The sequence below is a fragment of the Streptomyces sp. NPDC048507 genome (assembly GCF_043199995.1).
In the GTDB taxonomy this organism is placed as follows: Bacteria; Actinomycetota; Actinomycetes; order Streptomycetales; family Streptomycetaceae; genus Streptomyces.
In genome coordinates, this window is sequence record NZ_JBICWZ010000003.1 from 261,810 (window position 1) to 273,560 (window position 11,751).

Consider the following 11,751-nt stretch of genomic DNA (forward strand, 5'->3'; position numbering starts at 1 on the left):
ATCCCTCAGCCCCTCTTGAACAGCAGGCGGGCCTCGCCCACCGTGATCACGGAACCGGTCACCAGCACTCCGGCCCCACCGTATTCGGCCTCTTCCTCCGCCAGGGTGACGGCCGCCTCCAGGGCGTCGTCCAGCCTCGGCTCGACCTGCACCCGCTCCGCGCCGAAGACCTCGACCGCGACGGCCGCCAGCTCGTCCGCGCCCATGGCCCGGTGACTGGTGTTCTCCGTGACGACGACCTCCGCGAAGATCGGCTCGAAGGCCTCCAGGACGCCCCTGACGTCCTTGCCCTCGCTCGCCGCCACCACGCCGATCAGCCGGCTGAAGCCGAAGGCCTCGGTGACGGCCTCCGCCGTCACCCGCGCCCCGGCCGGATTGTGCGCGGCGTCCAGGATCACCGTCGGGCTGCGGCGCACGACCTCCATGCGGCCCGGCGAGGTCACCGAGGCGAAGGCCCGGCGCACCGTGTCCGCGTCCAGCTCCCGCGCGTGCTCCCCGCCGACACCGAAGAAGGCCTCGACGGCCGCCAGCGCCACCGCCGCGTTGTGCGCCATGTGCGCGCCGTACAGCGGCAGGAAGATGCCGTCGTACTCGCCGCCCACCCCGCGCAGGGTCAGCATCTGGCCGCCGACCGCCACCTCGCGGGAGACGACCCCGAACTCCATGCCCTCGCGGGCCACCGTCGCGTCCACCTCGACGGCCTTCTTCAGCAGCACCTGCGCCGCGTCCACCGGCTGCTGCGCCAGGATCACGGTGGCGCCCTGCTTGATGACGCCGCCCTTCTCCTGGGCGATCTCACCGGGCGTGGAGCCGAGCCGGTCCGTGTGGTCGAGGCTGATCGGGGTGATCACCGCGACCGTCCCGTCGATCACGTTGGTGGCGTCCCAGGTACCGCCCATGCCGACCTCGACGACCGCCGCGTCGACGGGAGCGTCCGCGAAGGCCGCGTACGCCATCCCGGTGAGCACCTCGAAGAACGACAGCCGGTACTCCTCGGCGGCGTCGACCATCTCCACGTACGGCTTGACGTCGTGGTACGTCTCCACGAACCGCTCGGCGTCGATCGGCGCCCCGTCCAGGCTGATCCGCTCCGTCACCGACTGCACGTGCGGGCTGGTGTAGCGGCCCGTGCGCAGCTCGAAGGCGTTCAGCAGGGCCTCGATCATGCGGGCCGTGCTGGTCTTGCCGTTGGTGCCGGTGATGTGGATGGACGGGTACGCGCGCTGCGGCTCGCCCAGGACGTCCATCAGCGCGGCGATGCGGCTGACGGAAGGCTCCAGCTTGGTCTCGCCCCAGCGGGTGCCGAGCTCCTGCTCCACCTCCTGGAGCGCCTTCGCCACCTCCGGGTCCTGGGGGCGCGAGGGCACCGGATCACCCGTGGGCGGCCCGGCCTGGGCGCGCAGGGTGCGGCTGCCGGCCTCGATCACCGCCAGGTCGGGGTCGCGGTCGGACTCTTGCGCCACTATCTGGTCGAACTCGTCGAAGGAGTCGTCGAGGTGGTCGACGCCGTCACGGTCGGGGATCTCGGGCTGCTGCTCACTCACGGACCCCAGTCTACGGACGAGGGCCCCCGGGACTTTCGGCCCGGCCGTTTCGGGACCATCGGCGACGAAAGCGACCGGATCGTTATGCAAGCCTTGCGGGCAGGAGATTGGGGAACAAATGCCGCAGGCCAGCGCCAACAAGACAGCTTCCAGCCGCGACATAGGCATCGACCTGGGGACCGCGAACACCCTCGTCTACGCCCGCGGGCACGGGATCGTCCTCAATGAGCCGTCCGTGGTCGCGGTCAAGGCGGGGACGACCACCGCGCTCGCCGTCGGCACCGAAGCCAAACAGACCATCGGCCGCACCCCGGGCTCCATCACCGCGATCCGCCCCCTCAAGGACGGGGTGATCTGCGACTACGAGGCGGCCGAGGCGATGATCCGGCACTTCGTCCGCAAGGCCGTGCCCGGCCGGCGGCCCCGCACCCGGATGGTGATCTGCGTGCCCTCCGGGGTGACCCCGGTCGAGCGGCGGGCCATCGTCCACGCCTCCACCCGGGCCGGCGCCAAGGCCGTCCACCTGATCGAGGAGCCGATGGCGGCCGCGATCGGTGCCGGACTGCCCGTCGCCGAGGCGCGCGGATCGATGGTCGTCGACATCGGCGGCGGCACCTGCGAGGTCGCCGTCATCTCCCTCGGCGGGATCGTCACCTCCCAGTCGCTGCGCGTCGGCGGGGACCGGCTGGACGCGGCGATCACGGACTGGGTGCGCAAGGAGCACGCCCTGCTCATCGGAGAACGCACCGCCGAGGACATCAAGATCGGCATCGGCTCGGCGTGGCCCGTCCCGGACCGGCCCGAACTGGAGACCCGCACCTTCACCGTGCGCGGCCGCGAGAAGGTCGGCGGCATGCCGAAGACGCTGGAGCTGACCGCCCCGGACGTGCGGGCCGCCCTGGACGAACCGGTCGAGGCGATCATCGCCGCCGTCCGCACCACCCTGGAGGAATGCCCGCCCGAACTCTCCGGGGACGTGATGCAGCACGGCATCGTCCTCACCGGCGGCGGCGCCCTCCTGCCCGGCCTCGACCTGCGCATCGCCTCCGCGACGGGCATCCCGGTCTTCGTCGCGGACGCCCCCCTGGACTGCGTGGCCCTCGGCTCCGGCAAGTGCGTGGAGGACCTGGACACGATGAACAGCCTGTTCAAGGCCTAGGGCGCGGCCTAGCCGCGCGGGAGGGTCGCCACCACCAGGTACGCGTCCTCGGTGCGGGTCGCCGTCAGCGTGCCGCCCAGGCTGCGCACGCGCTCGGCCATGCTCGCCGTGCCCGAGCCCGCCGAGACCGGGGCCCGGCCCGGGCCGCGGGCCGGGAGCGCGTTGCCGACCGCGATCCGCAGCTGGGCCCCCTCCACCCGGATCGCCACATCGATGGTCTCGCCGTGCGCGTGCTTGGCGGCGTTCGTCAGGCACTCCTGCACCACCCGGTACACCGCGGCCTGCCGCAGCGGCGACAGCGCCTGCGCGCCCGGGTCCATGGCCAGCCGGACCGGCGAACCGGCCCGCCCGCTCTCCCGCGCGAGCTCCGCCAGCCCCTCCACGCCCGGGGTCGCGGTCCGCTCCCCGCGCTGCACGATGATCTCGTTGAGCACCAGGTGCGCCCGCCGCGCGGTGTCGGCCAGCTCCTCGAAGTCCTTCGCGTACGCCGTCTCGCGCGCCCGCACCGACAGCACCTCGGAGCGCACCGTGAGCAGGGTCAGCTCCCTTCCGACGAAGTCGTGCACGTCCCGGGCGACGGAGGTGCGCTCCTGCTGGACCGCGTTCAGCACCGCCGACTCGGCCCGCCGGGCCTCCAGCTCGCGCACCAGGTCGTGCCGGTAGGCGGCTATCCCGACGGCCGAGGCGAGCACCCCGATCGGCACCACCAGGCTGAGGAAGGAGCTGAGCGTCTCCGCCCGCGGCTCGGGCCAGCCCGGCAGGCTGAAGACCGCGAGCGCGAAGGCCACGTAGCCCAGGGTGGCGAGGATCCCGGCCCGACGGCCCCGGTAGCGCCCGACGGAGTACAGGGCGAACTGGATCAGGGTCAGCTCGTGCAGCCAGCCGATGAACAGCAGCGAGGTCGCGTACGCCAGCCACGGCATCCGGCGGCGCAGGAGCAGGGTCGAGCAGCCCAGGGTGAGCACGACGGCCGCCGACGGGCCGTTCAGCGAATTGTCGGCGGCGGCCAGGCCCGGCAGGTCCAGCGCCATCAGGGCCAGACAGCCCAGGGCGGTGAACACGTCCTGCGCCCGCGGTGAACCGGCCCAGCGCTCCGTGAGCCGCCGTCCGGCGGCCACGACCCGGTGGACCGCCGAGCGGGCGGGCTTCGCGTGCATGCCCCCCATCATCCGTGCTCGGCGGCCGGGATCGGATCCGCGAGACGGACATATGAAGTGATATGCGGCACTAAGGATGGCTTCGGGCAGGGCCGTCCGGCCCTGCCCCCCGTGACCTTCCGCCCTGCCGGAGCCCGCACGGGCCGCCGTAGCGTCGGGGAAATGACCACCGAGACGCCGGCGACAGGGGGCGACGGGCCCGCCGCCCCCGCGAGCGGCCGCCGCACCGGACTGCTCCTCCTCGTCGGCGGCCTGACCGGCGCCCTCGCCTCCGGTGTGCTCACCCACGACCGCCTGCGCAGCCTGGAAGACCCCCTCTTCTCCCCCGGCTGCAACATCAACGCGGTGCTGAGCTGCGGCGACGTGATGACCACCTGGCAGGGCAACCTGCTGGGCTTCCCCAACATGCTGCTGGGCCTCGCCGGCTTCGGCGCGCTCGCGGCCCTCGGCCTGGCGCTGGTGTGCGGGGCGGCGTTCCCGCGCCGGCTGTGGCAGGTGCTGTGGGCGGGACTGGCCGCGGGCTTCGCCTTCACCGTGTGGCTGATCGGTCAGTGCCTGTACGTCATCGGCGCCCTGTGCCCCTGGTGCGCGGCCGTCTGGGCGGTGATGATCCCGCTGTTCTGGTACGTCACCCGCCACCTGTCCCGCCCCGGCTCCCCGCTGCGGGCCCTCCCCCACTGGCTGGTGCCGGTCACCCTGTACGCGGCGGTGGCCGTGCTGGTCCTGGAGCGCTTCGGGTCCCGGCTGCTGTGACCACGGATGAGCCCCCCACCGCCGGCCGGCGGTGGGGGGCTCATCCGTACGGGCGACGCGGTTACGCGGCGGGCAGCGCGTCCAGCTGGGCCTGGATCCGCGCGATGTCGGTCTCGGCCTTGGCCAGCCGGCCCTTGATCTTGTCCACGACGTTGTCGGGGGCCTTGGCCAGGAAGGCCTCGTTCCCCAGCTTCGCCACGGCCTGCTGCTTCTCCTTCTCGGCGGCCGCCAGGTCCTTGCTCAGGCGCTTGCGCTCGGCGGCCACGTCGATGGTGCCGGACAGGTCCAGCGCGACGGTGGCGCCGGCCACCGGCAGGGTCGCCGTGGCGTGGAACTCCTCGCCCTCCGGCTGGAGCCGCAGCAGCTGGCGGATCGCGGCCTCGTGCGCGGCGAGCGCGGTACCGGCCAGGTCCAGGCGGGCCGGGACCTTCTGGCCGGGCTGCAGCCCCTGGTCGGCGCGGAAGCGGCGGACCTCGGTGACGACGGCCTGGAGGTTCTCGATCTCCGTCTCGGCGGCCTCGTCGCGGAAGCCGCTGTCCTTAGGCCACGCGGCGACGACGAGGGACTCGCCGCCGGTCAGCGTGGTCCACAGGGTCTCGGTGACGAAGGGGACCACCGGGTGCAGCAGGCGCAGCGTGGTGTCCAGGACCTCGCCGAGCACCCGGCCGGAGACCTCGGCGCCCTCGCCGCCCGCGAAGAAGGTGGTCTTCGAGAGCTCGACGTACCAGTCGAAGACCTCGTCCCACGCGAAGTGGTAGAGGGCCTCGCTGAGCTTCGAGAACTGGAAGTCCTCGTAGTACGCGTCGACCTGCGCGACCGTCTTGTTCAGCCGGGACAGGATCCAGCGGTCGGTCGCCGACATCTTCTCGACCGGGGGCAGCTCGCCCTCGATCGTGGCGCCGTTCATCAGCGCGAAGCGGGTGGCGTTCCAGATCTTGTTGGCGAAGTTCCGGGAGGCCTGGACCCAGTCCTCGCCGATCGGCACGTCGGTGCCGGGGTTGGCGCCCTTGGCCAGGGTGAAGCGGACGGCGTCGGAGCCGTACTTGTCCATCCAGTCCAGCGGGTCGACGACGTTGCCGAAGGACTTCGACATCTTCTTGCCGCGCTCGTCACGGACGAGGCCGGTGAGGGCGATCGTCTTGAAGGGCGGCTCGCCGTCCATGGCGTAGAGGCCGAACATCATCATCCGGGCGACCCAGAAGAAGATGATGTCGTGGCCGGTGACCAGGACGTCGGTGGAGTAGAACTTCTCCAGGTCCGGGGTCTTCTCCGGCCAGCCGAGCGTGGAGAACGGCCACAGGCCCGAGGAGAACCAGGTGTCGAGGACGTCGGTGTCCTGGGTCCAGCCCTCGCCCGTGGGGGCCTCGTCGTCGGGTCCGACGCACAGGACCTCGCCGTCCGGGCCGTACCAGACGGGGATGCGGTGGCCCCACCACAGCTGGCGCGAGATGCACCAGTCGTTGAGGTTGTCGACCCAGTCGAAGTAGCGCTTCTCCATCTCCTGCGGGTGGATCGCGACGCGGCCGTCGCGGACCGCGTCACCGGCGGCCTTGGCGAGGGTGTCGACCTTGACCCACCACTGGAGGGACAGGCGGGGCTCGACGGTGGTGCGGCAGCGCGAGCAGTGCCCGACGGAGTGCAGGTACGGGCGCTTCTCGGCGACGATGCGGCCCTGCTCGCGCAGGGCGCCGACGATCGCGGAACGCGCCTCGAAGCGGTCCAGGCCGAGGAAGGGGCCGTGGACGGTGATGACGCCGTGCTCGTCCATGACCGTCATGTTCGGCAGGCCGTGGCGCTGCCCGATCGCGAAGTCGTTCGGGTCGTGCGCCGGGGTCACCTTGACGCAGCCGGTGCCGAACTCGGGGTCGACGTGCGTGTCGGCGACGACCGGGATGGAGCGGTCGGTGAGCGGCAGCTTGATGAGCTTGCCGACCAGGTGGCGGTAGCGCTCGTCGTCGGGGTGGACGGCGATGGCCGTGTCACCGAGCATCGTCTCCGCGCGGGTGGTCGCGACGACGAGGGTGTCCTCGCCCTCCCCGTACGTGATGGAGACGAGCTCGCCCGCGTCCTCCTGGTATTCCACCTCGATGTCGGAGATGGCCGTCAGACAGCGCGGGCACCAGTTGATGATGCGCTCGGCGCGGTAGATGAGCCCGTCGTCGAAGAGCTTCTTGAAGATCGTCTGGACGGCCTTGGACAGCCCCTCGTCCATGGTGAACCGCTCGCGCGACCAGTCGACGCCGTCGCCGAGGCGGCGCATCTGGCCGAGGATCTTGCCGCCGTACTCTTCCTTCCACTGCCAGACGCGCTCGACGAACTCCTCGCGGCCCAGGTCGTGGCGGGACTTGCCCTCCTCGGCGAGCTGCTGCTCGACCTTGTTCTGGGTGGCGATGCCGGCGTGGTCCATGCCGGGCAGCCACAGCGACTCGTAGCCCTGCATCCGCTTGCGGCGGGTCAGGGCGTCCATGAGCGTGTGCTGGAAGGCGTGGCCCAGGTGCAGGGAGCCGGTGACGTTCGGCGGCGGGATGACGATGGTGTACGCGGGCTTCTCGCTCGCCGGATCGGCCGTGAAGTAGCCACGCTCCACCCAGCGCTCGTAGAGCTTCCCCTCTACCTCGGCCGGCGCGTACTGGGTCGGCAGTTCGGAGGTGGGGGCACTGGGTGTCTGCGTGTTCTCGGTCACGGAGCACAGGATACGGGGGGCGCCGCCCCCGTCACGAATCAATACCACCGCGGCCGCTCTCGTTGACCTCGGCCGATCCGGCGCCGTCTCATCCCCGTGTCCGTCGTCTACGCCGACCAGGACGGGACCGCCCGGCTGGTGGTCGGCGGCGCCGCCGGACGCTTCGACGACGCGGACCCGGGCGCCGCGGTCACCTCCGGCCTGACGTCGATGGGCGTCGAGGAGGCGGAGATCACCGAGCAGGACGCCGGAACTCCCACGGGCGGCGCCATGCGCTGCGGGCCGGTCGTTCCCTGGTGACGGTCACCGTCCCGGCCGAGAACGGCCCCGTCCCGCTGCCCGAGCTCGCGCAGCGCGCCCGGGAGCTGCGGGGTGCCATGGAGGTCGCGGCGGGGTCGTAGTTCGGTAACGCCTGGGACCCCGCCGCCCCGGCCGGGGCGGGCTTCCGCCAGGATGTGAGGAACGGATAAGAAACCTCACAGGGGGACGCGGGATGAGTTACGACCAGCCAGGACCGTACGGGCAGCAGCCGCAGCAGCCGGGTCCCTACGGGCAGCAGCCCCCGCCCCCGAACCCGTACGGCCAGCCCGCCCCCCAGCCGGGCTACGGCTACCCCCAGCAGGCCCCGCCGCCGCCCCCGCCGGCCTACCCCCAGCAGGGCGGCTACCCCCAGCAGGGCGGCTACCCCCAGCAGGGCGGCTACGCACAGCCCCCGCAGCCGCCCCAGCCCGCGTACGGCTACCAGCAGCCCCAGCAGCCCCCGTACGGCGGCCCGCCCGCGCAGCAGCCCCCGAAGAAGTCGAAGGCGGGCGTCGTGATCGCCGTCGTCGTGGCGGTGGCGGTCATCGCGGGCGGCGGCTGGTACTTCCTGAAGGGCGACGGCTCGGGCGGCTCGGTCTCCGACGCCACCAAGGGCTACAAGCTCACCTTCGCCGCCTCGGTCGACGCCTACCAGAAGCAGCCCGACACCGCCGGGGCCCCTTCGTCCGACGCCCCGCTGACGGGCGACAAGAAGACCAAGGCGGAGGCGCTCGGCGTGCAGAACGCCCACAGCGCGACCGCCAAGTACCAGGCCGGCACGGACCCGAAGAGCAAGGCGCTCTCCGCCAACGGCCTCTGGGGAGACGTCGCCGACCCGGCGAAGGCGGTCGACACCTACTACGCGGGCATCGGCCAGAACAACGGCGAGACCGAGAAGCTCGGCTTCAAGTACGAACTGGTCGGCACGCCCAAGGAATTCAGCCCCGCCGGGTTCAAGGGCGGCGTCATGAAGTGCGCCAACGTCAAGCTGGTCAACGTCAAGCCCTCCACCACGGGCAAGGAGCCCAAGGAGATCCTGGTCCCGTCCTGCGCCTGGGGCGACCACTCGACCCTGGTCGGGATCACCGTCCTCGACCCGGCGGCCATCCTCCTCGGCGGCCCCAGCGGCTCCCTCGACGAGGTGGCCGCGCTGGCCGCGAAGCTCTACGCGACCTCCCGCACCAAGGCCTGATCCGGCAGCGGCACCACGCAGAAGGGGCGCCCCCGGCGGGGGCGCCCCTTCTCTCGCGTATCGCGTACCGCTACGCCGACTTCTCGTGCGGGCCCTGGTCCTTCGGGACGATGCGGGGCACCAGCGTCGGGTTGACGTTGGAGCGGACCACGTCCGGGGTGATGACCACGCGGGCCACGTCCTTGCGGGACGGGACCTCGTACATCACCGACATCAGGACCTCTTCCATGATGGCGCGCAGGCCGCGCGCGCCGGTCTGGCGCAGGATCGCCTGGTCCGCGATGGCTTCGAGCGCCTCGCGCTCGAAGTCCAGCTCGACGCCGTCGAGTTCGAACAGCCGCTGGTACTGCTTCACCAGCGCGTTGCGCGGCTCGATGAGGATCTGCAGCAGTGCCTCGCGGTCGAGGTTGTGCACCGAGGTCAGGACGGGCAGCCGGCCGATGAACTCGGGGATCATCCCGAACTTCACCAGGTCCTCCGGCATGACCTCCTGGAACTGGTTGCTCTCCTCGATCTCCCGCTTCGACCGGATCGTCGCCGCGAAGCCGATGCCCTTGGCTCCGGCCCGCGACTCGATGATCTTCTCCAGGCCGGCGAACGCGCCGCCCACGATGAAGAGCACGTTCGTCGTGTCGATCTGGATGAACTCCTGGTGCGGGTGCTTGCGCCCGCCCTGCGGCGGCACCGAGGCCGTCGTGCCTTCCAGGATCTTCAGGAGGGCCTGCTGGACGCCCTCGCCCGAAACGTCGCGCGTGATCGACGGGTTCTCGCTCTTGCGGGCGACCTTGTCGATCTCGTCGATGTAGATGATCCCGGTCTCGGCCTTCTTGACGTCGTAGTCAGCGGCCTGGATCAGCTTCAGCAGGATGTTCTCGACGTCCTCGCCGACGTAGCCCGCCTCCGTCAGCGCCGTCGCGTCGGCGATGGCGAACGGGACGTTCAGCATGCGCGCGAGGGTCTGCGCCAGGAGGGTCTTGCCGGAGCCCGTGGGCCCCAGCAGCAGGATGTTGGACTTCGCGAGTTCGATCGCGTCGTCCCGACCCTGCGCGCCGCCGTTCTCGCCGGCCTGGACGCGCTTGTAGTGGTTGTAGACCGCTACCGAGAGCGCCTTCTTCGCCGGCTCCTGGCCGACGACGTAGCTCTCCAGGAACTCGTAGATCTCACGGGGCTTGGGGAGTTCCTCCCACCGGACCTCGGAGGTCTCCGCGAGCTCCTCTTCGATGATCTCGTTGCAGAGGTCGATGCACTCGTCGCAGATGTACACACCGGGTCCTGCGATGAGCTTCTTCACCTGCTTCTGGCTCTTTCCGCAGAACGAGCACTTGAGCAGGTCGCCGCCGTCACCGATGCGTGCCACGAGGTGCTTCCCCTTCGCCTGGGAGACGCTTGGTTCAGCGACTCCTGGTGCCTCATATCCGACGGTACCTTGCCGGGGGCCCCGAGCGGGGCCCCCTTGACGTGGTTCACATCGCCGAATCCGGCGAAGTGTCCACGCCAACTGCCGGCAAGGATCAGGCCGCGTTCATCTTGCGGGTGGAGACGACCTGGTCGATCAGGCCGTATGCCAGCGCGTCCTCGGCCGTGAGGATCTTGTCGCGCTCGATGTCCTCGCGGATCTTGTCGATCGGCGTCGTCGAGTGCTTGGCCAGCATGCTCTCCAGCTGGTCGCGCATGCGCAGGATCTCGTTGGCCGCGATCTCCAGGTCGGAGAGCTGCTCGCGGCCGGTACCGCCCGAGGGCTGGTGGATCAGCACGCGGGCGTTCGGCAGCGCCAGGCGCTTGCCGGGGGTGCCGGCGGCGAGCAGGACCGCGGCGGCGGAGGCCGCCTGGCCCATGCAGACCGTCGAGACGTCCGGCTTGACGAACTGCATCGTGTCGTAGATCGCCGTCAGCGCGGTGAAGGAGCCGCCGGGGCTGTTGATGTAGATCGAGATGTCGCGGTCCGGGTCCATCGACTCCAGGCACAGCAGCTGCGCCATGACGTCGTTGGCGGAGGCGTCGTCGATCTGCACTCCGAGGAAGATGATGCGCTCCTCGAAGAGCTTCGCGTACGGGTCGTACTCGCGCACGCCCTGCGAGGTGCGCTCGACGAAGCGCGGGATGACGTAGCGGTTGTCCACCTGCGGGCCGGAGTAGAGGCCGCTCGCGGAGAAGCTCGCGGAGAAGTTGTTCTGCATCTGGGTGTTCACCATCCTGGTGGCGTTCTGCGGGCTGAGGTTGCCTGGGCCGTGCGGGCGGGCGTACGGGACTTCGTGCGCCGGGGCCGGGATCAGGCCCCGGTGCCGCCGCCGCCGGGGACCAGGGACGCGGCGGAGATGATCTCGTCGATCAGGCCGTACGCCTTGGCCTCCTCGGCCGTGAACCAGCGGTCGCGGTCGCCGTCGCGGATGATCGCCTCCACGGTCTGGCCCGAGTGGTGCGCGGTGATCTCAGCCATGCGCTGCTTGGTGCGCAGCAGGTACTGGGCCTGGATCTTGATGTCCGAGGCGGTGCCGCCGATGCCGGCGGAGCCCTGGTGCATCAGGATGTCGGTGTTCGGCAGGGAGAAGCGCTTGCCCGCCGTGCCGCCGGTGAGCAGGAACTGGCCCATGGAGGCGGCCATGCCCATGCCGATGGTGACGACGTCGTTCGGGATGTACTGCATGGTGTCGTAGACCGCCATGCCCGCCGTCACCGAACCACCGGGGCTGTTGATGTACAGGTAGATGTCCTTCTCCGGCTCGGCGGCCAGGAGCAGGAGCTGCGCCGTGATCTTGTTCGCGATGTCGTCGTCGACCTGCTGGCCGAGGAAGATGATGCGCTCGCCGAGCAGCCGGTTGTAGACATGGTCGCCGAGGCCGCCACCGATGGACGGCTCACCCGCGGCGTAAGGCTTCAGATTCGTCACGTATCCACCTGCTCGTCTCCGACGGCCACATGCCGTCTCAGCGTCTCGTTCTGGGGCGCGGACCTACCGGTGGGGC

General features: G+C 70.8%; 10 protein-coding genes. 4 read left to right on the forward strand and 6 right to left on the reverse strand.

The genetic code is table 11. The annotated features are described in order from the left end of the window. Nucleotides 1–5: 5 nt before the first annotated feature. Nucleotides 6–1,544, reverse strand: coding sequence for a bifunctional folylpolyglutamate synthase/dihydrofolate synthase (locus tag ACGFXC_RS10235; RefSeq protein ID WP_393711395.1), 1,539 nt, complete (start codon nucleotides 1,542–1,544; stop codon nucleotides 6–8). Between the two features lie 118 nt (nucleotides 1,545–1,662). Here ACGFXC_RS10235 and ACGFXC_RS10240 point away from each other — a divergent pair, with 118 nt between their 5' ends. After that, nucleotides 1,663–2,703 carry a rod shape-determining protein gene (locus ACGFXC_RS10240; RefSeq protein WP_393711396.1) on the forward strand — a complete coding sequence of 347 codons (1,041 nt, stop codon included), beginning with the start codon at nucleotides 1,663–1,665 and terminating at the stop codon, nucleotides 2,701–2,703. A gap of 8 nt (nucleotides 2,704–2,711) precedes the next feature. Here ACGFXC_RS10240 and ACGFXC_RS10245 read toward each other — a convergent pair whose 3' ends face one another. Continuing rightward, entirely contained in the window at nucleotides 2,712–3,860 is a 1,149-nt protein-coding gene (locus ACGFXC_RS10245; RefSeq protein ID WP_393711398.1) for a sensor histidine kinase, read from the reverse strand. 162 nt (nucleotides 3,861–4,022) lie between these two features. Between ACGFXC_RS10245 and ACGFXC_RS10250 the strand changes: the two genes are divergently transcribed. Beyond that, nucleotides 4,023–4,613: a vitamin K epoxide reductase family protein gene (locus ACGFXC_RS10250; RefSeq protein ID WP_393711400.1), complete on the forward strand. Its 591-nt coding sequence runs from the start codon at nucleotides 4,023–4,025 to the stop codon at nucleotides 4,611–4,613. 61 nt (nucleotides 4,614–4,674) lie between these two features. Here the strand turns inward: ACGFXC_RS10250 and ACGFXC_RS10255 are convergent, their stop codons facing one another. Continuing rightward, nucleotides 4,675–7,296 carry a valine--tRNA ligase gene (locus ACGFXC_RS10255; RefSeq protein ID WP_393711402.1) on the reverse strand — a complete coding sequence of 874 codons (2,622 nt, stop codon included), beginning with the start codon at nucleotides 7,294–7,296 and terminating at the stop codon, nucleotides 4,675–4,677. Nucleotides 7,297–7,392: 96 nt separating this feature from the next. On the opposite strand from ACGFXC_RS10255, the gene ACGFXC_RS10260 reads away from it, so the two are divergent. Together ACGFXC_RS10260 and ACGFXC_RS10265 are read left to right on the forward strand one after the other, a co-directional pair. After that, the gene (locus tag ACGFXC_RS10260) at nucleotides 7,393–7,596 is read left to right on the forward strand and encodes a hypothetical protein (protein ID WP_393711404.1); all 204 of its coding nucleotides are present in this window, start codon (nucleotides 7,393–7,395) and stop codon (nucleotides 7,594–7,596) included. 193 nt (nucleotides 7,597–7,789) lie between these two features. Beyond that, nucleotides 7,790–8,788 (forward strand): hypothetical protein, encoded by a 999-nt coding sequence (locus ACGFXC_RS10265; protein WP_393711406.1) that lies wholly within the window; start codon nucleotides 7,790–7,792, stop codon nucleotides 8,786–8,788. Between the two features lie 70 nt (nucleotides 8,789–8,858). On the opposite strand, the gene clpX is transcribed toward ACGFXC_RS10265, so the two are convergent. The 3 genes from clpX to ACGFXC_RS10280 all read right to left on the reverse strand — a co-directional run bounded on the left by clpX (nucleotide 8,859) and on the right by ACGFXC_RS10280 (nucleotide 11,675). After that, a complete protein-coding gene (gene clpX / locus ACGFXC_RS10270) occupies nucleotides 8,859–10,145 on the reverse strand; it encodes an ATP-dependent Clp protease ATP-binding subunit ClpX (protein WP_351816679.1) in 1,287 nt (428 codons plus the stop codon). A gap of 154 nt (nucleotides 10,146–10,299) precedes the next feature. Further along, nucleotides 10,300–10,980 (reverse strand): ATP-dependent Clp protease proteolytic subunit, encoded by a 681-nt coding sequence (locus ACGFXC_RS10275; protein WP_351816676.1) that lies wholly within the window; start codon nucleotides 10,978–10,980, stop codon nucleotides 10,300–10,302. 77 nt (nucleotides 10,981–11,057) lie between these two features. Next, a complete protein-coding gene (locus tag ACGFXC_RS10280; protein ID WP_030229632.1) occupies nucleotides 11,058–11,675 on the reverse strand; it encodes an ATP-dependent Clp protease proteolytic subunit in 618 nt (205 codons plus the stop codon). Nucleotides 11,676–11,751 lie beyond the last annotated feature (76 nt).